Here is a 25,652-nt window from a genome sequence, read left to right on the forward strand (position 1 = left end):
CACTTGTTAGGCTATATAAAAAATCATGTTTTACTTGCGAGGTATCTGTTTGTGCTGTTCTAAAAAAAATCTTGTCGTTTCGGTGTTAAACCTTCTAAATAAGCATTTGCATTCTGAACAATTAAAGCTTCTATCCGTTTTGGATTTTTCATCATCATACGATACCCAACAGGAGCACCAAAATCTTGCATGTACATCACATAATTCTTAATTTGAAGTGTATCAATTAGCTTTTCTGTATAAGTTGCCAATAGATCAAAAGTATATTTCGTCCTTGCTGGATCTAAATGTGTGCTATAACCCGAGCCGAAATTATCTGGTGCAATAACATGATAATGCGTTGCCAACATAGGAATTAAATTTCTATAACTATGTGAAGAAGAAGGATAACCATGTAGCAACACAATTGTCGGATTGCTTTTATCTCCTGCTTCTCTATAAAATAGTTTTACATTATCAATTTCTGCATAATTATACGTTGTAGCTGGTGGTAAAAAGAACTGTTTTTCATTCTTTTCAGTTGTATTCTTACACCCAAATAAAGAGGCTATAATTATTAAAACTAGTACAAATTGTTTCATTCTATATGTCTATTTATTCAGGGTTCTCATGAAAAATCTCATTTTTGTAATAATAGCATCACCATCTTCCTCTAAAGGAAAATGACCGGTATCGTAAATGTTGTAATCTATATTTTTTACATCTCTTTTAAAAGCTGCCGCACCACTTTCAGGAAAAAAAGCATCATTTTTACCCCAAACTATTAATAATGGTGGCTGATTATCTCTTAAATATTGTTGCCATTTTGGATATAGTTTTATATTATTCTGATAATCATAAAATAAATCTAAATTATAAGTATCAGGGTCTACAGTTTCAGTATCTCTAACACCATGTGTATATTGCCATTTTAAACCTTCTAAAGAAAAAGCAGGTAATATAGCATCTTCGTTTTCTTTAGTTCTATTTTTCCAAAGTGCTCTTATTTCAGCCCAAGCGTCACCTAAACCTTCTTCGTAGGCATTTCCGTTTTGGTTTATGATGGCGGTAATTCTTTCGGGATGCGCTGTGGCTAATCGAAAACCAATAGGAGCACCATAATCTTGAATCATAATCGCATAAGAATTAATCTTTTTTTGCTCTAAAAAAGAATCTACAACCGTTGCTATATTATCAAACGTATATTTAAATGTTTCTGAATCTGGAAAATCACTGTTACCAAAACCAGGATAATCTGGAGCAATTAAATGATATTCGTTAGATAATTGCGCTAATACTTTTCTGTATTGATACGATGATGCAGTAAAACAATGGTTGGGTTGTTAACATTACCAGCTTCTCTATAGGCAATGTTAATGCCATTAACTTCTAATGTTTTATATTTTATGGTTGATTTTTGATTTTCACTAATAGTTTGTAAAGTGTTAGAACCTTTATCCGTTTCTGATATTACCTGCTCTTTACAAGAGGTAAAAAGTAAAAAGATACTTAAGGCTAAGACTAAGTTTTTCATAATTTAAATTTAAATCTCAAATTAATTTGAGAAAAGTTGAAAAGTCATAACCTAATATATGTATAGGTTATGACTTTTTCTTTGTGTTTTTTAGTTTCTACCAGCCATAACACCACCATCAGTATCCCAAATAGCACCTGTTACCCAAGCAGCTTTATCTGATAATAAGAAGATGATACTATTGGCAATATCTTCCGATTCACCAAAACGACCTATTGGATGAAAACCGTTGAAGCCAACCAATGCCTCTTTAGCAGCTTCTTCTCCACCAAAAACACCATGATAAACAGGTGTGTTTACTAGGGCAGGAGAGACCGCATTCACACGAATGTTATCGTCTGCTAATTCCATAGCCAAATGTTGAGTTAACGAATGTAAACCTGCTTTTTGCATAGAATATGCCGTAGAAGGTGTTGCTTTTACAGCTTGTTTTGCCCACATAGAACCTACGTTTACAATAGCACCTCCGTTGGTTGCTTTCATTTTTTTAGCAGCACTTTGAGTGATAAAAAAGAACCCTCTATTTAAATCTAAATAAGAATTATAATCTTCCATGGTATGGTCTAAAAAAGGTTTAGGACCAAAAATACCTGAAGCATTTACTAAATAATCTAAGTTATCTAAGCCGTCAATTTTAGCTATTAAAGCATCAACATCTGTTGTGTTAGAGATGTTTGCTGTGTGTTTAATTAAGTTTGTTGCATCGGCAATTTTATCCGTATTTCTTCCTACAACATGTACCGTTGCACCACCTTCTAATAATGCATTTGTTGTTGCATTACCAATACCACTTGTTCCGCCAATTACTAAGGCTACTTTGTTTGCAAATTCTTTCATTTTATATATTCTTTAATTATTAATTAATTCCAATTTGGTTTTTTCTCTATTAAGTATCCGTCAGAAACTGTGCTTCCTTCGTATGAATTTTCTTTGGCTTGTATTACGATAAAAGAGAAAAGTGCATCCGAATTATTCCTGATGGCTCTTTCTGTATCTGTTGCAACTCTTACAATCGTTCCTTCTTTTAAATCTACATAATTATCATTAAGAAGTAATTGACCTTTTCCTTTAACGGCGATATAGATTTCTTCGTTCTCTTTGTGTTTATGAAGGAGAGGAATTGCTGTATTCGGTGCCATTGTATTAAACGATATTTCTGAACTTGTTAATCCGAGCTCATCTTTTACAAATTTTTTACCATCTAATTTAAAATCAGGACTTGGTTGAAATACATTTTCAGTCAAATTTGAGAATTCACCTAATTCTAATTTTGAGTAATCACTTGTTGTATTATTATCTTTCATTTTGAATTGTTAATTAAAGACAGACAAGTCTGTCTTTAATGAGTTAAATTTTTTTAAGTTATTATTTTTTCACATAAATTTTTAGACTCTATAATAGGCCAATCTTCTTGATGTAAATGGCTTTCTCCTACCGCACTTTCGTACAGTAAATAGATTTGTCTTGCTAATGAATTTACTTGCTCGCTTTTAACTTGCTCTAAATTGTTTGTAATTAGTTTTGTTATAAGTGCAATGAAGTCGTTTTTTTGAGACTGAATTTCATGTCTAATAATTTCATTGTCTTTTGGTATTTCTGAAACCGTTTTTATACACCAACACCCATTAAAATCTTTATCTTGATAAAATAATTGAAGAAAATCGAATATCGCTAATATCTGATCTGTTCCTTTTGGTTTTGATGTTGTAAATTTTTCAAAATCTTCAAGAAAATTAATATTCTTAAATTGAAGATAGGCCAAACAAATTTCTTCTTTAGATTTAAAATGATTGTAAAGTGTCGCCTTAGCAATACCAGCTTCTGCAATAATCTGGTTTATACCTGTAGAATTATACCCATTCTTATAAAATAAAAAGGAGGCTGTTTCAGTAATTCTATTTTTCACTTCACTATGTTTCATTCTGCAAATATATAAAAAAACATTCAAAACAGACAGGTCTGTCTATTTTTATTTAATAACTTAATTTGCTACTACTATTTATAAATAAATAGATTGCTTTTCAAATTAAGTGTAAGCATTATAAAAGATAATCATTATAAAAATACAAAGTTTTATGGTTTTCCGTACTTTCAAATATTGTCTAGTAAAAAGTCATAAAAACAGTCTTATTTAAGTCTTTTTTTTCTCATAAAAGTCCTTTATTTTTTATACAAACGGTCTTAATCAAATTTAAAATACTGATAATAAGTAATGTTGTTTAAAGTGATGAGAATTCAATAAAAATAAAATTATTTGTTAACTTTTTCGTGTTGATAAGTTTTATTTAGCTGACTTTAAGTGTATTGTGTTTTTTTCTTGTAAACTTTATGATAATTGTCATCTTTTAGGTTGTACATTTGTGGGATATTTATCAAACAAAAAAACAATCTAATTGCTGTATAATACAATGAAATCTTCTACAATACTTACTCCAACAAAAACATATTCTAGAGACGAAGCTTTAAAAGCTGCTCTTAACTATTTTAAAGGCGATGAATTAGCTGCATCTGTGTGGTTAAATAAATATGCTTTAAAAGATTCTGCTGATAATATTTACGAAAGCACTCCTGATGAAATGCATCAGAGAATTGCTTCGGAAATAGCAAGAGTAGAGCAAAAATATAGCAATCCATTAACAGAATCAGAAATCTTTGATGCTATTAAAGATTTTAAATATATAGTGCCTCAAGGAAGTCCGATGGCAGGAATTGGAAATCCTTTTCAGGTAGCTTCTTTGTCTAACTGTTTTGTAATTGGTAACAATGGCGAATCGGATTCTTATGGTGGAATCATGAAGATAGACCAAGAACAAGTACAGTTAATGAAACGTAGAGGTGGTGTTGGTCACGATTTATCTCACATTCGTCCAAAAGGATCTCCTGTAAAAAATTCAGCATTAACATCAACAGGAATTGTTCCGTTTATGGAGCGTTATTCTAATTCTACAAGAGAAGTTGCACAAGATGGTAGAAGAGGCGCTTTAATGTTGTCTGTTTCTATCAATCATCCAGATGCAGAAGATTTTATTGATGCAAAACTAGAGCAAGGAAAAGTTACTGGAGCAAATGTTTCAGTAAGAATTGATGATGCATTTATGAAATCTGTAAAAAGTGACGGTAAATACACGCAAAAATATCCAACGTTTAGTGAAAATCCTTTGTATACTAAAGAAATAGAAGCAACTAAAATTTGGAAGAAAATTGTACACAATGCATGGAAATCTGCAGAACCAGGAATTTTATTTTGGGACACCATTATTAATGAATCTGTGCCGGATTGTTATGCAGATTTAGGCTACAAAACTGTTTCTACAAACCCTTGTGGTGAGATTCCTTTATGTCCGTATGATTCTTGTAGATTATTAGCCATAAACCTATTTTCTTATGTAGAAAATCCGTTTACAAAAAAGGCTGCTTTTAACTTTGAGTTATTCAAAAAGCATATTGTTATTGCTCAAAGAATGATGGACGACATTATTGATTTAGAGTTAGAAAAAATTGATGGAATTTTAGCAAAAATAGCTGCAGATCCAGAAGAAGAAGTTGTAAAAGCTACAGAAAGAAATCTGTGGATGAATATTAAGCATAAAGCAGAAGAAGGTAGAAGAACCGGTATTGGTATTACTGCAGAAGGAGATATGTTAGCAGCTTTAAATATTCGTTACGGTAGTGAAGAAGGAAATGTTTTTTCTACAGAAGTACATAAAGTTTTAGGAGTAGAAACATACAGAGCTTCTGTAAATTTAGCAAAAGAAAGAGGTGCGTTTGCTATTTTTGATGCAGACAGAGAAAAAGAGAATCCTTTTATTTTAAGAATAAAAGAAGCAGATAGTAAACTGTATTATGAAATGTTAGAACATGGTCGTAGAAATATTGCCTTGTTAACTATTGCGCCTACAGGAACTACGAGTTTAATGACACAAACTTCATCTGGAATTGAGCCTGTTTTTATGCCTGTGTATAAGCGTAGAAAAAAGGTGAATCCTAATGATAAAAATGTACGTATTGATTTTGTAGATGAGGTTGGAGATTCTTGGGAAGAATATGTGGTTTTTCATCATCGTTTTAAACAATGGATGGACGTAAATAACATCGATTCTTCTAAGAATTTTACGCAAAAAGAAATAGACGAGTTGGTAAAACAATCTCCATATTACAAAGCAACGTCTAATGATATTGATTGGAATAGCAAAGTAGAAATGCAAGGAGCTATCCAGAAATGGGTAGATCATTCTATTAGTGTTACTGTTAATTTACCAAATGATGTAACAGAAGAATTGGTTGGCGAATTGTATTTAAAAGCTTGGGAAGTTGGCTGTAAAGGAGTAACCGTTTATAGAGATGGTTCTCGTTCTGGAGTTTTAATTTCTACGGATGAAAAGAAAGAAGATAAAATAACAACCTCTAATTTTTCTAAAAAACGTCCTCAAGTTTTAGAAGCAGATGTAGTTCGTTTTCAAAATCAAAAAGAAAAATGGATTGCTTTTGTAGGTTTGGTTGATGGAAGACCTTATGAGATTTTTACAGGATTAGCCGATGATGAAGACGGAATTTTAATTCCGCGTTGGGCAGATAAAGGATTTATTATTAAGAATAAAAATGAAGATGGAACGACTCGTTACGATTTTCAATATAAAAATAAGAGAGGGTATAAAACCACTATTGAAGGATTGTCTCATAAATTTAATCCTGAATTTTGGAACTATGCAAAACTAATTTCTGGAACCATACGTCATGGAATGCCAATTGATAAAATTGTAGAGTTGATACAAAGTTTACAATTCGATTCAGAATCTATAAGCTCTTGGAAAAATGGTGTACAACGTGCTTTAAAACGTTATGTAGAAGATGGTACGGAGGTAAAAGGACATACTTGTGAAAATTGTAATTCTACAAATTTAATTTATCAAGAAGGATGTTTAACTTGTAAAGATTGTGGTTCTTCTAAATGTGGGTAGACTAACTTAGATGAAATGAAAAGCGCCAAATACACTTTGAGTATTTGGCGCTTTTTTTGTTTGTAAATTTTTGATGTCGTTATCGTGTTTGTATAAGCTTTATTGTGTTGTTTAAGCAGTGAATTTAGTAAATAATTACCGACCAAGAAAGTAGACTGCACCCAAAAGCTTAGACAAATTTATAATTAATTATTGATAATAAAGAGCTCTATATTCTACTGGGCTCATTCCATTTAAATTTAGTTTAATTCTTTCTGTATTATAATATTTTATATACTCTTTAATTTCTTTTTTCAATTGAATAATCGATATGTATTTGTTTAAATAAAATAATTCAGATTTTAAGATACCAAAGAAATTTTCAATTATTGCATTGTCTAGACAGTTTCCTTTTCTAGACATACTTTGTGTAATTCCTTTTTCTTTTAATAACCGTTGATATTGTTTCATTTGATATTGCCAACCTTGATCTGAATGTAATATAATGTTTGCTTGGTTAGGAACCTTCTTAAAAGACTTTTTTAGCATCTTAACCACTTGTTCGAAGTTAGGTCTTTCAGATAATTCATAACTAACTATTTCGCCATTGTATAAATCAATTATTGGTGATAAATATAATTTATTTCCAAAGACTTTAAATTCGGTAATATCAGTTGCCCATTTTGTATTAGGTTTGGTTGTTTTAAAATTACGTTGAAATATATTGGGTGCTATTTCACCTATCTGTCCTTTGTAAGATTTATATTTTTTAATTCTTATCAAACTTTTTAAACCTAATTTTCGCATTAATCTTAAAATTGTTTTATGATTTATAACAAGTCCTCTTTTGTTTATTTCTAAGGTGATTCTTCTATAACCATATCTTCCTTTATGATAATGATATATCTCTTTAATTAAGATTTTTACCTCTTCATATTTATCTGTTAATTGACTTCTTTTTTTGTGATAATAATAACTGCTTCTTGCCATATTGGTATGATTTAGTAATAATTCTAAACTATACTTATGCCTTAATTCTGTTATGGCTAGCGCTTTTTGCTTTGCGCTGCTAGAACTAAGGCTTGTAACTTTTTTAGCAAATCCAGCTCAGCTCTTAACGATTCATTTTCCAATAGAAGTTCATCTTCCCTTGTTAAAGGTTTATTAGACTTCTTTTTTGCTCTCTTAAATTCCATAGATCTAGGTCTTCCTCTTGGTTTATTATTTAAGCCTGTAATTCCTAGTTTTTTATAATTCCTTTGCCAATTCATTATTGCAGATTTGGTTGGAATATTAAACTTTAAACAAGCTTGACTTAAAGATAATGAATCATCTACAATAGATTCTAAAACTTTCAATTTAAATTTTAAGCTATATTCTTGATTTTCTCTAGGTAATAAACCTTTTTTACCATGCTTTTCATAAAAACTAACCCAGCTATGAAGAGATGTGTGATGAATACCGTTCAATAACGAAACAGTGGAAACTGCTTGATTTTTTTTTAATACTTGTTCTACACAACGTAGTTTAAAATCGTAACTATACTTGACTTTTCTTCCCATAAAAATACCCTCAAATAGTGTCTAACTTTTTGGGGGCAGTGTAAAAGTCCGCGAGGACTTTCGTAAGTAGGCGAGAAGCCAGCAATAAATTATATACGGTGTTATGCGTTCGTTTTTATATCACGCTAAATCTTGGTCTAGTATCATAATCGTGGTCGTCTGATTTTACAAGTTCCGCAAATAGAAAAATGTCTTCTAATCTATTACCATCTTTATCTATCCATCGACACTTTAATTCAAACGTTTCACTGTCTTTTCCAACAACAATCATTTTAATTCTAGTATTCGACTTATGGTAAACACTTACTCCAATTTCGAAATCTTTAAAGGTATATGTTCTCATATTTATAATATATTTTTCACTTCGACATCATAGCCTGAAGCATTTAATTCTTTTGCCAATCTAAATTTCCAAGTTCCAGCATTATCTAAAGGAATATATAAAACACCGTGTAAATCACTTGGTAATTCAACTCCCTCTTCATATAATGGAAATACTTTACTACGACCTAATTTGCCAATGAAATATCCCATTTCAATTATAACATTTTGCCTAGCTCTATATTTATCTTCATCATCAGTTTTAACTTTTCCTAAATCGTCAGCAGTTAATAATACTACTGCAAAACCAACATCTGAATGTAGTTCAAATTTTTCAATAATTGTTTGTCCTTGATTAGGTTGTTCAGATAAAATTATAGGATTTAGTCCTAACTTTTCAATAGTTCTCGCAGTATCTAATTTAACTCTGTCATCGTGACCGTGAACAATAAAAACATTGTTGCTTAAAATTTCAGGTTCCATAATTTTTTCAGTTTCTTTTACTTGTAGTTTTACAGAACACTTAAAAAGGTCTGCTTTAGCCAATAACTTATTAAGATTTGTAACTTTTGCTTTAACGGATTCTTTGAAGTTTACAAGCTTGCTGTTAGGTGTTTGAGCTCTTTTTGCAAATCCAATGAACATTGAACATTTGTCATAACGGTCTCTATATTCATTATACTCGTTATTAAATGACTGCTTTAGAAATTCAGAATTAAAGTCATTCCAAAGATTGAATTCCTCTCGATTTTCGTCAAATTCTTTTTGAGTTGTTATATTTAGATTCAGAATTTTTTCTCCGAGTTTAATTCTTTCCGTTAGGACTTTTTTAAAGTCTTCTATTGATACTATTAGTTCTGTTGGTGGTGGCACTTTATTCTCTGTTTTCTTTCTTGGCATAATGGTTTTTTCTCAAATGACGCACAACTTTATTGATATGTCGAGTTTTAATTCGTTATATCAGACGATAACGAAGTTAGCCTTTTTAAAGGTTAGATTCAAACTAAACTATATAGACTTCTCGAAAGTTTTAAGAGGTTTTTTAAATTTTATGAAGCTTAATACTTTTTTTAAAACTATTGAGATTTCTCAATCGTCCAAAAAGGTCTCATTTCGAAATGACATTGTGAGTTTTTAATCAGTTTGTGTCATTCCGAGCGAGGCACGACGAGGAATCTCATCTTATATGTTTTTTATACAGAGATTTCTCAATCGTCTAAAAAGACTCATTTCGAAATAACATTGTACGCTTTTATTCTTTTAGTTCAGAAGTAGCGTGGTACAAATCTTCTTTTAATTGCAGGTGCATACAATTATTTTTAGATAATTTCTGATTGAGTTCAATCTTAATTCCTAGATAATTTTCGGTAAAAGTATTTCTTAAATACGTTGTAAGTCTTTTGTGTTTAGTTGATTATAGGTGATTAAAGCGCATGTCGTTACGAGTTTATGTTCTACAAGTATAAGTTTTGCTTTGGTGTTTTTCTAACGTTTTTTATGAAATAAAGAATGTGTTTTTAAAATAGCGAGGTCATCTTTAAATTTCATTTCAGATTCAGCTCTATTATAAGACTTAATAGAATGTTGCATTGCTATTTCTTTTAATTCTGGATTGGCAAGGGTTTCTATAGCTGTTAATGCTTTTTGTAATCTTAGCATCACCTCAATATTATCGGCACCGTCTCTGGCAATTGGTCTAAAAGCATCATCAAAGAAATCTTGCATCGGGATTTTAGGGACTTCAATACGATCAAAAGGAACCGTTTCATCATTGTTATCACTATTTTTTGTTTTTTCGTTCCATAAAAAAAATAATCTTTCGTGACTTCCGATAATTTGAATTGCCGTTCCAGGGTCATTAATACCAGGTGATAAAGCTCTACTTGCAATTTCAGTTAATGAGATTAACCCAAATCGAGGATCTTCGTCAAATAACCTAGTTTGCCCTATATGAATAGAATTGTTTATGTCTTCTTGCGCTTGATCAAAATCTAAAGTGTTTTCTGACTTAAGGTATGCAACAATAAAGTTTTTATGGACAAACTTACCCGGAAGACAGTTTAATTGAATTTTAAACTCTTTTTCTTCAGCTAGTAGTTGTAAAGATTCCATGTTGATATGCTGCACGTATCCAGTAGAACTTGCAAAAATTGTTTTTCCATCAATAAATTCATCTTTTATTGGAAGCCCTTTTAAATAAGGATGTTTTATATATGTTGATAAGGATTTGGATGCAACTGTTTCTACTTGACGTATGGTGTGTTCTAAACGCCCTAATCTCGAAATTCTATCTACCCACCTTAAAAAGATGAGTATTACAATTGTAAAAAATATTAAAGTGAACAAAAAGAGAATAAATCTCCCTGCTTTTCCATAATAGCCATTATCAAGTGCAATTGTAGCGACGATACTAAATATAAATGCTCCTATAAAAACAGACAGTGCGTTCTGAGATACATCATCTTGGATAACAATTTTGAAGGATCTTGGAGTTGCTGTATCGCTTGCGGAGGAGAATGCAGAAATGATTGAGGCAACAGCAAATGTGGAAATGACCAACATACTTGCAGAGATTGTGTCTAAAAGTCCTTCAATTGACTCTATATCAATATCAGGAACAAGATCATTAATTCCAAGTCCATCGGCTTGATGCGCAAATAAAGCACCTGCAACGGAGAATAAACAAAAGAGTAATGGTCTAAACCATAGCTGCTCTCGAAGCCTGTTATAATATATTCTGAACTTTTTTTTCATTTGATTTTTTCCTTAATTTATTTGATGAAGTTACCTTTTTTAGAGGTTAAATTCAAATTTTTAATCAAGTTGTGTCATTCCGAGCTAGGTACGACAAGGAACCTTAAAGTTTGGGGTTTATTCTGATGAGATTTCTCAATCGTCCAAAAGGCCTCATTTCGAAATGACAATGTGAGTTTTTTAGTCGGATTGTGTCATTCCGAGTGAGGCACGACGAGGAATCTCATAGTATAGGTTTATTCTGATGAGATTTCTCAATCGTCCAAAAAGCCTCATTTCGAAATGACATTGTGAGTTTTCAGTCGGTTTGTGTCATTCCGAGTGAAGCACGACGAGGAATCTCATAGTGTTGGTTTATTATGAAGAGATTTCTCAATCGTCCAAAAAGCCTCATTTCAAAATGACATTGTGAGTTTTTATTCGGATTGTCATTCCGAGTGAGGCACGACGAGGAATCTCATAGTATAGGTTTATTATGATGAGATTTCTCAATCGTCTAAAAAGACTCATTTCGAAATGACATTGTGAGTTTTTAATCTTTTAGCTCACTAATTGCTTGGTATAAATCATTTTTCAATTCCAAATTCATACTGTTATTTTTAGAAAACTTTTGATTGAGTTCAACCTCAATTCCTACATATTTTTTACTAAAAGCCTTTCTTAAATACGTTGTAAATCCGTCTGCTTTTCCTAAATAAGGATAGTTAAAACGGACATTCCATTTGGGGTTTATTGTATACAAGCTAGCTTTAAGTTGTATGGCAATATTTTTTTCATGCGGATTTGAAGAATCATATAGCAAGCCAATATCACAATTCCGAACATCGTCATTTAAAATAGGCGTAAATGAGTGTATAGAAAGATGTATAACCTTTTTTTCCTTTGTAATAAGTGCTTTAATTTTATTTTCTACCCTATTTCTATACACCTCATAATAACTTTTAATGAGGTGTTCTTTTTCAATAAAAGATAGTTTTTTAGTGAATTCAGAGAATAAGTTTTTATGCCAAAGAGATCTATTTAGCTCAATTAACAGTCTACTTGTTTTACTGTAATCAGTGTAGGTTGCTAACGTTTTTAGCGAATTAAAAACATCTAATGCTCCTAAATCATAACCTCTGTGCGTGCTTAATATTTCTTTATCAGTAAAAAGAGTCTTGTAGGTATTTGGAATTTCATTTCCTCCATGCTCGCAAGTTATAATAAGTTTCATTCCTAATTATTTGGAATAAAAAGAGTGTTGGTTTCTAAACAATCTGCTAATTTGTTGTAGGTATTTATAATGTTTTCTTCAGAAAGATCATTGCTAAGATTATTTTCAATTCTTGTTGCCAATGTTCCGTGTTTAAAGATAATGTGCAATGCTTCTTTGTAGTTTTCAGAGATATCTTCTTTCACCAACTCGAAGAGTTGTTTCCATATTTCTTGAATTGTACTGCTTTTATAAATATTAAAAAGAGCTAAATATTCTTTATTGGTAATTTTATAATCTTCACCTTGTTTTATGGCATCGTCTAAAATACTGAATAGGTCTTGTTCTTTCCATTCCTTTTGCAATTGTAAACTAGACAACTTTCCGTTTACCAATTGTTTTAAAACTTCAATAATTAAAACACAAATAGCTACATCTGCCTTAGGGCATTCTTGTATGTCTACCAATCTAATTTCTATGGCATTTCTATCAAAACGAGCAATGGCTCCTCTAGAATTTAGAAAATGATGATCTAAAATATTGTTGGTGTCGTGTTTTTTAATCTTTGTCTTAATAGGATCAAAAATAGTTTTATGATAATCCGATTTAGAAAAAACTTGCTCAGGAATAACGCTACCAGTCATTTCCGGAATCTCTTTTTGATTGGTTTTGTAAAACTCTAAGCGAGTGTCTTTAAAACCTGTAAGTTTACCTTCTAAAACAGGAGAACTAGCGCATAAGCCAGGGATTAATGGTAGAATAACACGAATTGCAGCATGCAGCTTTTCAAACTCAGTATCATTATAAAAAGGTAAATTAATATGGGTACTTTGTACGTTAGACCAACCGTGTCCTTTACAATCAAAAATACGATTGTATAATTCATAAACCTCACTATAACTGTGTTTCCATAGTTGTGTGTCTTGTGCAGGATTCATTAAAGGATGGCACGCCGTAGGTAATAATTTGGTGTTTAATGGTTTTAAAAGCGCATTAATTTCAACAATATTTTTATGAAATTCATCCGCTAAATTGGTAAGGTTAGCTGTTGGACCATTGGTTTTAATTTCTACAACATGTGCCACCAACTCGTTACTCCAAGCAATAGCACCATTTTCGATGTCTGATGTTAATTCGCCATTTTTTTTGGTCAATAAAGTATCTACAATTGGTGCAACTTTAAAAGAAGTATCATTAATTAGCATGTATTCTAACTCGATACCATACACTTCAAATAATTTATATTTTTTAGCCATTTTATTCTAAACGTTTTTTTAATGCTGATAAAATTTCGGTGTACACCAAATCACCATAGAAAGCATCTTCAACTCCAAAATCTACATTTGGGTTGTCGTTAATTTCGATGACCATTGGTTTGTTATTCACTACTTTTATATCTATTCCATAAAGTCCTTTTCCCATAATTCTGGCCGACTTTAAAGCCATGTCTAAAACTACTTTTGGTACTTTTTCTATTGGCAAACAATCTGCATCTCCATCTTGTTCATTTTTCTTTTTTGCACTCCAATTGTAAATCTGCCAATGTCCTTTTGCCATGTAATATTTACAAGCAAAAAAGGGTTTATCGTCTATAATACCAATTCTCCAATCGTAATCAGAAGGGCAAAACTCTTGCGCAATGATAAGTTCAGATTCTTTAAGCATATCATTTACTAAATCATAATACTCACTTTCTGTTTTTGCTTTTTTTACACCAAAAGAAAAAGTAGAATCTGGCGCCTTTAGCACACATGGTAAACCTACATTATCAATAACAGCGTCCATATTGTCTTTATGAACTATAATTGTTTTTGGAGTCGCAATATTGGCATTGTTTAAAGCTTCTGCCATAAAAACCTTATTGCAGCATTTTAAAATAGCGTCTGGGTAATCTATAATTGCAATACCTTCTTGCTGTGCTTTACGGGCAAAGGCATAGGCTTCATTATTAACTTCGGTACTTTGGCGGATAAATAAAGCATCAAAAGACGATAATCTGCTTAAATCTTTTGGTTCAATAATTTCTGCATAAATATTCATTTTCTCGGCAATGTCTACAAACTTTTTTAGTGCTTTTGCATTGCTTGGTGGTGCAGGATCATTTGGGTCTACTAATATGGCCAAATCAAAATCTGAAGTGGTTAGTTTAGGCGTGTCATAACGTTTTTTAGAAAAATACTGGTTGGCAAATTCATAGACACTTTCTAAGTGTTCATTTGGTATTTCAGATTCAGAAATAGCTTTGATACTTTGTATGTTCCACTTATTGTTGAAATTGAAATTTACACGTAAAAAAGGTACTTGAAAATGTTTGTAAAACAAGCTGCTTAATCCTTTGTATTTTTGAGCAACATTCTGACCAAAGTAAATACTTAAAGTAAAAGATCTCGATTTAATGTTTTTTAAGCTTTGCTGAATCTCGTCATCAAACTCATCAGAAACTATTTTTACCAGCTTTAATGTTTTTAAATCTACAATATTTTTTACGGTAGGTATTGCTAAATGCCCTCTAGCTTCTGCTAAAAGAGAAACATAGTAGCCTTTAGATTGGTAGCTGTAGTTTTTACAAAGGTTAAATATTCTCGCTTTTTTTATGGTAGAATATTTGGGATTTGTAAGATATTCTTGTGAGGAAATTACGGTAATATTATCAATAGAAAAAAGCCATTTTTCTGGTTGATTGGCAACAATGTATTTGTTCATTTATGGTGCATAATCGCGATATGTATTTTAAGTGAAATTATACTTTTTTTTGATTGAAAATACATGAGTTGAAAAATATAATAAATTATTTTTTAGTTGTTAACTTTCATTATAACAGTAGCTAAAGCGTTTAATATTCATCTGTTTTAGTGTTTTATGTTGATTAGAATTTCGTTTTATTTTAGTATTGTTAAAAAGAACCAACTATTTGGTTTTGTTGTGAGTGATAATTAGTTATTTCTAAGTATAAAGAAGCTTACTTTATCCTTTAGGAAAAGCAATGTTTTATTCCTTTTATGTAGAAATATTTGACGGTTTTATATGAGGTTCTCAAAAACTTAGGTGCTTATTTCTGTTTTTATAACCTATTTTTAAAATCTAAATAGAATTGTTTCTTCCTTTAACCACTATTTGTAAGCTTTTTTAATGGCAGGTTTTTAGGTAAGGGTTTAATTTAAAGGTGTTTTGGGTATGTTTCTTCTAAAAAGTATGTTAAGTTGCAGTTTTAACTTTAAAAAGTGAAGATTATGTAGGTATCAAAATAATATCTGTTATTTTTGCGGTAACAAATTCTTAACATTGAGTAATACAAACCAAACCTTTTTCGAGAGTGATTTTATCGCTGAGAACCAACAAGTTTTTCTTCCTATTTTAGAAGAAAAAAATATAGAACTTTTTATAAAAAGAGAAGATTTAATTCACCCTTTTGTTTCGGGTAATAAATTTAGAAAGTTAAAATACAATTTAGAAGAAGCTAAAAAGCTTAAAAAGAAGGCGGTACTTACTTTTGGAGGTGCGTATTCTAATCATATTGTTGCAACTGCAGTTGCTGGTAAAATGGAAGGCTTAAAAACCTTTGGTATTATTAGAGGTGAGGAATTGGGGAAGAACTTAGAACAAACTTTAGAAGAAAATCCAACATTAAAGGTTGCGCATGAACATGGCATGAAATTTCATTTTGTTTCTAGAGAATTATACAGACAAAAAACGTCTTTTGGTTTTATAGAGAAAATGAAAAATAAATGGGGTGATTTTTATTTAATTCCAGAAGGAGGAACAAATTTTTTAGCAGTGAATGGCTGTGAAGAGATTTTAACAAAAGAAGATGCTCAATTTAATTATGTGTGTGCAGCAGTTGGTACTGGAGGTACGTTAGCTGGTTTGATAAAAACGTTAAAAAGAAAACAAAAGGTATTAGGTTTTCCTGCGTTAAAAGGAAACTTTTTATCCGAAGAAATAAAAAAATATACTATTAAAAATGATAATTGGAAATTACAAAAAGGATATCATTTTGGAGGTTATGCTAAGCATAGTGAAGAATTAATTACATTTATTAATGATTTTACAGATAAAACAGGTATTCTATTAGATCCTATTTATACGGGTAAAATGGTGTTTGGTATTGTAGATTTAATTAAAAAAGATTTTTTTGATGAAGGAACTAAGATTTTAGCAATTCATACAGGAGGAATTCAGGGGATAGCTGGATTTAACCAGATGTTAGAAAAGAAAAATGAGCCAATAATTAAAAGTATATGAAGTTAAGAGTTGTATTATTTTGTGTGAGTTTATTAATTTTATCAAGTTGTGGGTCTAGCAAAAAAGCTAGTAGAACTAAAAGGGATGCTGGTGTTGTTTTAAATGAATCAAAGCCTGTAAAAACACCTACATCAAGTGAAGTAGAACGAACTACAAATTTAATAACTAAAAACTCAAACTTAAATAAACAAACTTTAGATTATATTAGAGAATATGCCGCAGTTTCAGTTAAAGAAATGCACTTGCATAGAATTCCTGCCAGCATTACGTTAGCCCAAGGTATTTTAGAATCGGGCAGAGGAAGGAGTGAATTGGCTTTAAAATCTAACAATCACTTTGGTATAAAATGTCATAGTGAATGGCAAGGACAACGCGTTTATCATGATGATGATCATAAAGGAGAATGCTTTAGAAAATACCAGTATGTAGAATCTTCTTATGATGATCATTCTGCCTTTTTAACACAAAGAAGAAGGTATGCTTTTTTGTTTGATTATCATAGTGATGATTATAAAGGTTGGGCTAAAGGGTTAAGAAGGGCAGGATATGCTACAGATAGGCAATACCCTAATAAGCTTATTAAAATTATTGAAGACTACAGGTTGCATGAATTTGATAAAATAAAAAGCAATGGCTTTAATGTTGATCGTAAAAATACAAAAGTTGTGATAGAGGATAAAGGTCTCCAAAAAACTATTAGTAAATACTATGAAGTTAAAAAAGGAGATACGTTGTATTCTATTTCTAGAAAATTTAAAATAAGTGTTGAGGTTCTTAAAGAAATTAACGGCTTAAAAGATAATACAATATCTATTGGGCAACACTTGCTTACTAGATAAAAGCAAGTTTGTTATTTAGCTTCTATTAATTGAGCTAATATCTTTTCTACCCCATAGTTATCATTACTTTCGGTAGCGTAATTAGCAATTTTGGTAATGTCTTTATGAGCATTTTTCATAGAAAAACTAAAATCGGCCTCTCTTAACATTTCTATATCATTATGGTAATCACCAAAAACCATCGTTTCTTCTTTGGTAATATTTAAGATTTTTTGAACCTCTCTTAAAGCATTTCCTTTATTTGATTTTTTATCAGAAATATCTAGCCAGTTTTTGCCTGAGATTTTAATTAATAAATCTTCATCAAAATCTTTTATAAGTGGGTATACATATTCTTCTGAAGATGTAAAATGATAAATTGCTACTTTTAAGAAATCCTCGTTGTCTATAATGCTATATAAATCATCTACAATTTGGTATTTGGTATAATATTCTTGAAACAAATCAATAAAATCTTCATCTTTAGAATCTATAAATGCGCCATTTTTTCCACACAAAACCACATGAGAGTTTTCTATACTTTTTAAAATCGGAAGAATTTTTTTAATTTTCTCTGCAGAAAGTAAATTTAAGACTAATAAATCATCATTTTTTTTTGCAATTCCACCATTTTCTGCAATTACATAAATATCATTTTTAATAGCATCTAGTTTAGAAACAATACTATTATATTGTCTTCCGCTTGCAGCGCAAAAAGTGATATTTTTTTCTTTCAGTTGTTTAAGTAAGTCAAAGAATAAGGTGCTTACTTCACCTTTTGAGTTTAGTAATGTTCCATCCATATCAGAAACTACTAATTTTACTTTAGATAAATTCATTATGCTGTATGTAGAGTTGGAATTATAATATGTTTTTAGTAGAATTTCTTTCTACTAAATCTGTTTTAACAATAACAGTTTCATGCTTTTTCTTAACCTTAGATTTGTCTTCTAGTCTGTTAATTAGCATTTCTGCAGCTGTAGCTCCCATAATCTCTCCATGTTGGCTAACAGTAGTCATTCTTGGACTAGAGTGTCTTGCTAAGATTCCGTTAGAAAAAGAAATAACGGAAAAATTTTCTGGTATTTTATGTCCTTGTTTTATAGCTACTTTCATTGCTGCAATAGCAGAAGATTCGTCTGTAGCAATAACACTATCTATGGTGTTGTCTTTAAAAATAGGAGTTAAAATATTCTCGTAGTTTTTATAGTTGTCATCAATATTTATGATCAGGTTTTTTTCGGCTTTAAGATTATAATCTTCCAAACCTTTTAAATAACCTAATTGTCTTCTTCTTCCAATATCTAAATTATTCATTGTAGAAATAAAGGCAATATTTTTATGACCAGATTTTACTAAATAAGAGACGGTACTTCTTGCACTGTCAAAATTATCTGTAACTACCTTGTCGCACTTTAATTTTTCTGCAACTCTATCAAACATAACAATTGGAGTGTCATTGTCTAAAACTTCTTGAAAGTGTTTATAATCTCCTTTAGAAACCGTTTCTTCTGCAAGCGATAATATAAAACCATCTATACTTCCGTTAGAAAGCATTTCAATAGTTTCTACTTCTTTCTTAAAGGATTCATTAGAAATACATGAAATTATTTTATAACCTCTGTCGTTGGCAACTTTTTCGATTCCGTTAAATACCTGAGCAAAAAAATAGTTTAACATATTCGGAATGATAATTCCGATAGTTTTGGTCTGTCTATTCTTTAAACTTAGTGCGTTAAAGTTAGGTTTGTAGTTTTTTTCTTTAGCGTATTTTTGAATTTTATCTTTTGTACTTACGCTAATTTCATAACTGTCATTAAGTGCTTTAGAAACAGTAGAAATAGAAACATTAAATTCTTTAGCAATGTCTTTTATGGTAAGTCTTTTCATATTTGATTCAAAAATTAAAGACTAAAATACAAAATTCTCGGAATATAATAGCTAAAATTGATTATTTTACAATTTTATAATATTGAGGATTCTTTAGAAGCTCAAAAATAAGATAAACATAGAGGATAACGTATTCTGTACCAACAAACCAAAGGTTTTCTTTCCAAGGAATATTTGCATAGGCTTGATAGCTAAAAATAATTACAATTGTCCAAATTACAGGAAAACGATACTTCGTAAATACAGATAAAATTAAAGGTGTTGCCAGATACCAAGGATGTACAGTTGTTGCCGTAAAGTAGTAAAAACACAATCCAAATAACATTGCTGTGATTAACGGAATTATAGTGTTGTTTTTTCTGAAAAAAGTGAGTATAACAAGAAATAAAATAGTTAAAATGGGAGTGATTTTTCCAATAATTGCAATTTCATTATAGCCTCTAAATTGGTAACCAATTTCTCTAAAAATATAATAGAAACTTGCATTAAATTCAAAGTTTCTAAACCATAAACCAACAGAATTAGCATAATTATTAATGAATTCTGATGAGTAAAAAGGAAGAAATAAAATGATGATTGTTGTTAATGTTATTGCATAAAAGCCTATTAGTTTTTTTATCCCTGAGAAGGTAGGAATCCATTTTACACTAAAAGTATTACGAGGAGTGTTCGAAGAAGTAACCTCTTTTTTATTAGAAGATTTTTGAACAAACCATTGAAAAAACAAGGGTAAAAACAATAGCGGAATTAACTTTACAGAAACAGAGCAAGCTAAAAGTACTGCGGCCCATATCCATTTTTGTTGATGTAATTTGTAAAAACTCCAAATTAAGAAAAATAACATAACCGGCTCAAAATGCAAGTTCCCCGTCATTTCTATAATTATAAGCGGATTTAATGCATATAAAAAGATGTTTTTTACAGGCAAGTTTAATCTTTCTAGTAGTTTCTTTCCGAAATACAGGATTCCAATATCTGCAAGAATAATAATTAGCCTTAAAACTACAATAGAACCAAATATACTTTTACTAGCAAACAACGCAGCTATTAAAAAACAAAGCTGGTTAATAGGTGGGTAATTAGTAAAATGGCTTCCATTCATCTCGCCCATACCAACATACAAATTAGATGTTTCTGCTATTGGGTGAAGACCTTGTTGAATGAAGTTTTTTGGTAATGATAAATACGGATTCAACCCTTCAAGAATCATACGTCCATCCCAAATAAATCTATAGAAATCTTGAGATAAATTTGGGATAGCGAAGAGGAAAATCAACCTAAAAAGAATAACTAATCCAATTAAAGTTGATGTGTTTATGGATTTGCTTTTGATCAAAAAAAAGAAACAAGTAAAAAGCGAAAACCATAAAAATAAAAGTTTATAGAATTCTGTTCTTTCTAAATAATAGGCAAAAGTTACATATAAAAGTGTGCTAATTAAAATTAGGAATAGGTCTTTGTATTTGGTAAAAGACGACATTAAGCTTTCGAGAATATTGATTTAACGAATACATAACTATACCCAATAAAAAGCATAAAGTGAAAAGGAAATAAACCGAAATCTCCACCTTGGTTTCCTACAATAAATGCACTGTACATACCAAAAACGAAATATAGAGCCAATAAACCTTCTAAAATAACATGAAAAGAGGGCTTTTTCTTAATGTATTTATTGCTTTTCCATTCTCCTTTTAATCCATTGATATTGAATTTTGGAGTTCTTATAAATTCACTTTTTTTACCTAAATGACCTTCTAAAACAGCAATTGTATTGTGTAAAGAAAATCCCATTGCAATTGAGAAAAATGTAAAAAAAGATCCAATATATTTTATGAATTTTATAAATCCGCCACCGTAAATTGCTTTAAACATAAACCAATAACAGACGAAAAAGATTAATGAACTTATTACAAAAAAGCTCATGACATAAAAGTATATTTTTAGATGCGCATATTCATTTTTAATGTACAACATAGGCACACTTAAAACTGCCACCAAGAAAATACACGTAAACATCGAACTGTTTAATAAGTGCAATAAACTATGAATTTTAGTTTTAAAAGGAACGTTCTTACTTTTAATAACACGTTTCATCATTTTCTGAAAATTCTCTGCACCACCTTTATTCCATCTAAATTGTTGAGATCTAGCAGCGCTAATAACTACCGGTAATTCTGCCGGTGTAACTACGTTTTCTAGGTATTTAAACTTCCAATTTTTTAATTGTGCTCTATAACTTAAATCTAAATCTTCAGTAAGCGTGTCTCCTTCCCAGTTACCAGCATCATAAATACATTCTTTTCTCCAAAGACCAGCAGTACCATTAAAGTTAATAAAATGTCCCTGACTATTTCTACCCACTTGTTCTAGCGTAAAGTGTGCGTCTAAGGCAAAAGCCTGAATTTTGGTAAGCGTAGAATAATCTCTGTTTATATGTCCCCAGCGTGTTTGAACAACACCAATTTCTGGGTCCTTAAAATAGGGAACAGTTTTGTATAACCAATCTGGTTCTGGTAAAAAATCTGCATCAAAAATAGCAATGAATTCTCCTTTAGCTGTTTTTAAACCTTCTTTTAACGCACCTGCTTTAAAGCCTTGTCTATTGCTTCTTCTAGTATGCTGAATATCTATGCCAAGTGCTTGAATTTCTTTGATAAGTTTAGCGGTAATTTCTACAGACTCATCGGTAGAATCATCTAAAACCTGAATTTCTAACTTTTCTCTTGGGTATTCTAATAACGCAATGTTTTTTAACAAGCGCTCCATTACATACAACTCGTTATAAACGGGTAACTGTATGGTAATAAATGGAATCTCATTTGTATTTGAGAAATTATATTTTTCTGAGTTATCTACTTTCTTTCTTGCTTTTAAATAATTTAAAAGCAAATTTAATTGCGCTAATGCATACATAAAAATGAGCAATAACGATAACGAGTAAATAATTATAATAATGTATTCTATAACCACTATTTAAAACTGTATTTAAAAATCCAACCTAATATTTTAACTCCTGCAAAGATACTTCCTTTTACAGTACCTGATACTTTAGAAACGCCTATTCTATTTCTATATTTTACAGGGATTTCTACGTAACTTAATTTTTGTTTTAATGCTTTTAATTGCATTTCTACCGTCCAGCCATAAGTCTTGTCTACCATGTTTAGAGCTAGTAATTTATCATATTTTATAGCTCTAAAAGGACCTAAATCTGTATATTTTGCGCCAAAAAATAACGACATTAAAAAAGTAGCTAGCCAATTACCAAACACCTGTTGCGGTGTCATAGAACCACTTTCTCTCGTATCTTTTACACGAGAACCAATTACAAAATCGATATTATCATGTAAGATTGGGTGAATTATTTCTGTTAACTGTTCTGGGTAATCAGAATAATCTCCATCTAAAAATACAATAATAGTAGGTTTTATTTCTTGCTGACTAATGTATTCCATTCCTTTTAAGCAAGCAAAACCATATCCTTTTCTAGTTTCTGTTAAAACAGTTGCACCTGCATTTTTTGCATTAACTTCTGTATTGTCTGTAGAGTTGTTGCTAATTACAATAACTTCATTTACTATTTTAGGAATGTCGTTAATAACATTTGCTATAGAATCTTGCTCGTTATAAGCAGGTATAATTACTTTTATTAGTTGATCCATTAAAATTTTACATTTGGATTATCCTTCTTAAATACAAAATAAGATGTCCACTCTCCAGTTTTTTCGTTTGCGCTATAATGCTCTGCTTTTTCTAAACGATTATTTTTATAAACTAATGCATAACCATCTTTAACACCGTTTTTAAACTGAATTTTTTTCTTCTCTTTATTAGTATAGAAGGTCCACCAATTATTAGCAGAATCATTCGTATAAGTACCTTCTTTTAATAATATTTTATTTTCGGTGTAAAAGTACCAATATCCATTTTTTTTATCGTGATTAAAATGACCTTTTTTTGAAATGTTACCATTTGAATGATAAAAAGTCCAGAAATCTACCTTTTCATTATTTTGAACCCATCCTTTAGATTGTAAATTTCCTTGAGTATTAAAAATTTGTACAAATTCTTTTTCATTTTGAGCATAGGTTGAAATAAAAAAGAGACATAATGCATATTTAAGAATCATAGTTTCTTGTTCTTTAGTGTATTGAAGTTAATTAGCTGCTATTTATAGGTTAATTAATAAAATTCATAAACTCGTTAACCTTTGATGTAGTCGCTTATTTCTTGTATATAATACATACGTAATTTTTTTATTTAAGGTTTTTTAAAAAATTTTAAAACCGCCACTTGTTTTTTTACGTAAATATGGTGTCACTAACATTTAAAACAAAACAATTATGACAATTAAAAAAATGAATAACATTGGAACTCTTGCAGGATTATGCATGATGTTTACCACTATTTGTATGGCTCAGAGCCCAGTAAGTGGATTTATGAAAAAAACAGGAGAAGGCGCTTTGGTTTTATCTTATTCTCAAGAATCTTATAGTAAGGTGTTTTTAGTGCCTAATGAGGTAGACGGAGTACCTGTATTTAATGATGTAACTACAACAAGTATTTCTTTATACGGAGAAATTGGTGTTACCGATAATTTTAATATTGTATTAAATGTACCTTATATTAAATCTGAAGGAAATGCAAGTAGTGAAGTTTTAGCTAATAATGGCTTTGAGAATGAAAGAAAAGGATTACAAGATTTAAAAATTTATGCGAAGTATAAAATTCACACTTTTGATTTTGATAAAAACTCTTTATCTCTAATTGGAGCTGCTGGTTTAGAAACACCTTTAGGTAGTTACAGCGCAGATGAAGGTTTACAATCTATTATTGCTATTGGAAATGAGTCGACTAAGTTTAGTGCTTTTGGTATTGCTACTTTTAAAAACGATTCAGGAATGTTTGCAACAGGTCAGGCTGGTTACAGTTTAAGAGGTAACGATGTTCCAAATGCTTTTATCACAGAATTAAAGTTAGGGTACGCATCCTCTAAATTTTACGTAGATGGGTTTGTTGCTAATCAATTATCAGATAAAGATGGTGTAGATATTTTAGGAGAAGGTTTTGAAGGCTTTTTTCCTGCAACACGTGTAAATTATACAAGAATAGGTGTTAATGGTTTTGTGCCATTAGATAAATCTGTAGGTATAACAGCAGGAGTAAGTAGTTATGTAAGTGGTAGAAACGTTGGTAAATCTACAGGGGTTTACGGTGGTGTTGTTTACTCATTTTAATCAATAAATAAAAAATATATACAATTATGAAAAATTTATCTATATCAAAATATATATTAATGTCAGCTATGGCTATTAGTACATTAAGTTCATGTGAAACAACATCTAATTACGAAGAAGAATTACCTTCTGTAGCTAATATTGCTGTTACAAACCAAGATTTTAGTACGTTAGAAGCTGCAGCTGTAGCTGGTGGTGTTGCTGTTGTTTTAAGTAACCCTAATCCAGGAGATGTTTCTGGAGATTATACCGTTTTTGCACCAACTAATGATGCTTTTGCAAGATTAGGATTAAATGAAAATACTTTAGGAGCACTTCAAAAATCATTTTTGACGAATACATTATTATATCATGTTTCTAATGGAAACTTACTTAATTCAGCAATTTCTGCTGATGTTTCTTCAACATCTGCTCTTGGAATTGACAGACGTTTTGTAACTCGTGATGGGGATACTTATATCAATGGTTCTAAAATATTGGCAACCGATGTTATGGCAAGTAATGGTACTGTGCACGTAATTGATAAAGTTATGATTGCTTCTGGAGCTGATATTGTACAAACTGCAATAGCACTTCAAACTGCTCAGGTTTTTACGGCACCAGAATTAACTTATTTAGTGGAAGCTGTTCTTTATGCAGATTTAGCAGGAGCACTTTCTGCTTCAGAAGGTAGCCCGTCATTTACAGTATTTGCTCCAACGGATCAAGCATTTGTTGATTTAGGAACTGCATTAGGATTAACTTTCACAAAACCAGAAGATATTCGTCAATTACCAGTAGAGGTAGTAAGATCAGTACTTTTAAACCATGTAATAGCAAACGATGGTAAATTTACTTCAGAGTTAAGTGCAGGAGCAGTATCTCCATTAGGAGGAGATGATTTAACTTTAGGTGCTTTTACGAATGGTACACTTACGGTTACTGGTTTAGGAAATAGTGGTGAAGTTGCAAATATGGTAATACCAGATGTACAAACAACAAATGGTATCGTTCACGTAATAGATAGAGTATTATTACCAAATCTATAATAAAATAGAGTGTTAGTTTAGTTTGATTTTTAAAGCCACAAATTTATTTTGTGGCTTTATTTTTTTACAAAAAAATGATTTTTTATATTCAGGAATATGTGTTTAGGTTTTTTACTAACATAAAGAAATGCCTTTAAGGATATTTAAATAGCTTTAAA

The 25,652-nt window shown here is 30.6% G+C and carries 24 protein-coding genes and 1 pseudogene; 5 read left to right on the plus strand and 20 right to left on the minus strand.

The features are described 5' to 3' along the window. Positions 1 to 59: 59 nt before the first annotated feature. The 6 genes and pseudogenes from WHD08_RS15650 to WHD08_RS15675 form a co-directional block, all read right to left on the minus strand. Positions 60 to 581, minus strand: coding sequence for an alpha/beta fold hydrolase (locus tag WHD08_RS15650; RefSeq protein ID WP_208890147.1), 522 nt, complete (start codon positions 579 to 581; stop codon positions 60 to 62). Between the two features lie 9 nt (positions 582 to 590). Next, positions 591 to 1,253, minus strand: a pseudogene (locus WHD08_RS15655) (alpha/beta fold hydrolase); the annotation flags it as partial. Between the two features lie 17 nt (positions 1,254 to 1,270). Next, the gene (locus tag WHD08_RS15660; RefSeq protein WP_244183295.1) at positions 1,271 to 1,513 is read right to left on the minus strand and encodes an alpha/beta fold hydrolase; all 243 of its coding nucleotides are present in this window, start codon (positions 1,511 to 1,513) and stop codon (positions 1,271 to 1,273) included. A 90-nt stretch (positions 1,514 to 1,603) separates the two neighbouring features. Then, positions 1,604 to 2,350, minus strand: a complete 747-nt coding sequence (locus tag WHD08_RS15665; protein ID WP_208890146.1) for an SDR family NAD(P)-dependent oxidoreductase — start codon at positions 2,348 to 2,350, stop codon at positions 1,604 to 1,606. A 23-nt stretch (positions 2,351 to 2,373) separates the two neighbouring features. Beyond that, positions 2,374 to 2,817, minus strand: a complete 444-nt coding sequence (locus WHD08_RS15670) for a cupin domain-containing protein (protein WP_208890145.1) — start codon at positions 2,815 to 2,817, stop codon at positions 2,374 to 2,376. 53 nt (positions 2,818 to 2,870) lie between these two features. Next, positions 2,871 to 3,434 carry a TetR/AcrR family transcriptional regulator gene (locus WHD08_RS15675; RefSeq protein WP_165732427.1) on the minus strand — a complete coding sequence of 188 codons (564 nt, stop codon included), beginning with the start codon at positions 3,432 to 3,434 and terminating at the stop codon, positions 2,871 to 2,873. A gap of 487 nt (positions 3,435 to 3,921) precedes the next feature. On the opposite strand from WHD08_RS15675, the gene WHD08_RS15680 reads away from it, so the two are divergent. Further along, on the plus strand, positions 3,922 to 6,471 hold the full coding sequence (locus WHD08_RS15680; RefSeq protein ID WP_208890144.1) for an adenosylcobalamin-dependent ribonucleoside-diphosphate reductase: 2,550 nt from the start codon (positions 3,922 to 3,924) through the stop codon (positions 6,469 to 6,471). A gap of 189 nt (positions 6,472 to 6,660) precedes the next feature. On the opposite strand, the gene WHD08_RS15685 is transcribed toward WHD08_RS15680, so the two are convergent. The 8 genes from WHD08_RS15685 to WHD08_RS15720 all read right to left on the minus strand — a co-directional run bounded on the left by WHD08_RS15685 (position 6,661) and on the right by WHD08_RS15720 (position 14,982). Further along, positions 6,661 to 7,494: an IS3 family transposase gene (locus WHD08_RS15685; protein ID WP_244183341.1), complete on the minus strand. Its 834-nt coding sequence runs from the start codon at positions 7,492 to 7,494 to the stop codon at positions 6,661 to 6,663. 2 nt (positions 7,495 to 7,496) lie between these two features. Beyond that, positions 7,497 to 8,012, minus strand: a complete 516-nt coding sequence (locus tag WHD08_RS15690; RefSeq protein WP_208889910.1) for a helix-turn-helix domain-containing protein — start codon at positions 8,010 to 8,012, stop codon at positions 7,497 to 7,499. Between the two features lie 115 nt (positions 8,013 to 8,127). Further along, entirely contained in the window at positions 8,128 to 8,355 is a 228-nt protein-coding gene (locus tag WHD08_RS15695; protein ID WP_208890143.1) for a hypothetical protein, read from the minus strand. 2 nt (positions 8,356 to 8,357) lie between these two features. Next, positions 8,358 to 9,233, minus strand: a complete 876-nt coding sequence (locus tag WHD08_RS15700) for a TIR domain-containing protein (protein WP_208890142.1) — start codon at positions 9,231 to 9,233, stop codon at positions 8,358 to 8,360. A gap of 585 nt (positions 9,234 to 9,818) precedes the next feature. Then, positions 9,819 to 11,087: a DUF2254 domain-containing protein gene (locus tag WHD08_RS15705; RefSeq protein ID WP_208890141.1), complete on the minus strand. Its 1,269-nt coding sequence runs from the start codon at positions 11,085 to 11,087 to the stop codon at positions 9,819 to 9,821. A 532-nt stretch (positions 11,088 to 11,619) separates the two neighbouring features. Next, complete coding sequence (locus tag WHD08_RS15710) at positions 11,620 to 12,300, minus strand: N-formylglutamate amidohydrolase (RefSeq protein WP_208890140.1); 681 nt, start codon at positions 12,298 to 12,300, stop codon at positions 11,620 to 11,622. 2 nt (positions 12,301 to 12,302) lie between these two features. Next, positions 12,303 to 13,535 (minus strand): glutamate-cysteine ligase family protein, encoded by a 1,233-nt coding sequence (locus WHD08_RS15715; RefSeq protein ID WP_208890139.1) that lies wholly within the window; start codon positions 13,533 to 13,535, stop codon positions 12,303 to 12,305. A 1-nt stretch (position 13,536) separates the two neighbouring features. Continuing rightward, on the minus strand, positions 13,537 to 14,982 hold the full coding sequence (locus tag WHD08_RS15720; RefSeq protein ID WP_165732441.1) for a RimK family protein: 1,446 nt from the start codon (positions 14,980 to 14,982) through the stop codon (positions 13,537 to 13,539). A gap of 579 nt (positions 14,983 to 15,561) precedes the next feature. Here WHD08_RS15720 and WHD08_RS15725 point away from each other — a divergent pair. Together WHD08_RS15725 and WHD08_RS15730 are read left to right on the plus strand one after the other, a co-directional pair. After that, positions 15,562 to 16,521 (plus strand): 1-aminocyclopropane-1-carboxylate deaminase/D-cysteine desulfhydrase, encoded by a 960-nt coding sequence (locus WHD08_RS15725; protein ID WP_373942397.1) that lies wholly within the window; start codon positions 15,562 to 15,564, stop codon positions 16,519 to 16,521. Continuing rightward, positions 16,518 to 17,360, plus strand: a complete 843-nt coding sequence (locus WHD08_RS15730; protein WP_208890138.1) for a glucosaminidase domain-containing protein — start codon at positions 16,518 to 16,520, stop codon at positions 17,358 to 17,360. The genes WHD08_RS15725 and WHD08_RS15730 overlap by 4 nt, the downstream gene beginning before the upstream one ends. A gap of 11 nt (positions 17,361 to 17,371) precedes the next feature. Here the strand turns inward: WHD08_RS15730 and WHD08_RS15735 are convergent, their stop codons facing one another. The 6 genes from WHD08_RS15735 to WHD08_RS15760 all read right to left on the minus strand — a co-directional run bounded on the left by WHD08_RS15735 (position 17,372) and on the right by WHD08_RS15760 (position 23,358). Beyond that, the gene (locus WHD08_RS15735; protein ID WP_208890137.1) at positions 17,372 to 18,178 is read right to left on the minus strand and encodes an HAD family hydrolase; all 807 of its coding nucleotides are present in this window, start codon (positions 18,176 to 18,178) and stop codon (positions 17,372 to 17,374) included. 22 nt (positions 18,179 to 18,200) lie between these two features. Beyond that, a complete protein-coding gene (locus WHD08_RS15740) occupies positions 18,201 to 19,229 on the minus strand; it encodes a LacI family DNA-binding transcriptional regulator (protein WP_165732446.1) in 1,029 nt (342 codons plus the stop codon). Between the two features lie 61 nt (positions 19,230 to 19,290). Beyond that, positions 19,291 to 20,709, minus strand: coding sequence for a mannosyltransferase (locus tag WHD08_RS15745; RefSeq protein WP_208890136.1), 1,419 nt, complete (start codon positions 20,707 to 20,709; stop codon positions 19,291 to 19,293). Continuing rightward, complete coding sequence (locus tag WHD08_RS15750) at positions 20,709 to 22,142, minus strand: cellulose synthase family protein (RefSeq protein ID WP_422894393.1); 1,434 nt, start codon at positions 22,140 to 22,142, stop codon at positions 20,709 to 20,711. The genes WHD08_RS15745 and WHD08_RS15750 overlap by 1 nt, the downstream gene beginning before the upstream one ends. Before the next feature lie 56 nt (positions 22,143 to 22,198). Further along, entirely contained in the window at positions 22,199 to 22,891 is a 693-nt protein-coding gene (locus WHD08_RS15755; protein WP_208890134.1) for a glycosyltransferase family 2 protein, read from the minus strand. Next, positions 22,891 to 23,358, minus strand: a complete 468-nt coding sequence (locus WHD08_RS15760; protein WP_208890133.1) for a toxin-antitoxin system YwqK family antitoxin — start codon at positions 23,356 to 23,358, stop codon at positions 22,891 to 22,893. Before WHD08_RS15760 ends, WHD08_RS15755 begins: the two co-directional genes overlap by 1 nt. A gap of 214 nt (positions 23,359 to 23,572) precedes the next feature. Here WHD08_RS15760 and WHD08_RS15765 point away from each other — a divergent pair, with 214 nt between their 5' ends. Both WHD08_RS15765 and WHD08_RS15770 read left to right on the plus strand, forming a co-directional pair. After that, on the plus strand, positions 23,573 to 24,466 hold the full coding sequence (locus WHD08_RS15765; protein WP_244183294.1) for a hypothetical protein: 894 nt from the start codon (positions 23,573 to 23,575) through the stop codon (positions 24,464 to 24,466). Positions 24,467 to 24,492: 26 nt separating this feature from the next. Next, the gene (locus WHD08_RS15770) at positions 24,493 to 25,494 is read left to right on the plus strand and encodes a fasciclin domain-containing protein (protein WP_208890132.1); all 1,002 of its coding nucleotides are present in this window, start codon (positions 24,493 to 24,495) and stop codon (positions 25,492 to 25,494) included. The last annotated feature ends 158 nt before the right edge of the window (positions 25,495 to 25,652 follow it).

The sequence above is a fragment of the Polaribacter sejongensis genome, assembly GCF_038024065.1.
GTDB lineage: Bacteria > Bacteroidota > Bacteroidia > Flavobacteriales > Flavobacteriaceae > Polaribacter > Polaribacter sejongensis.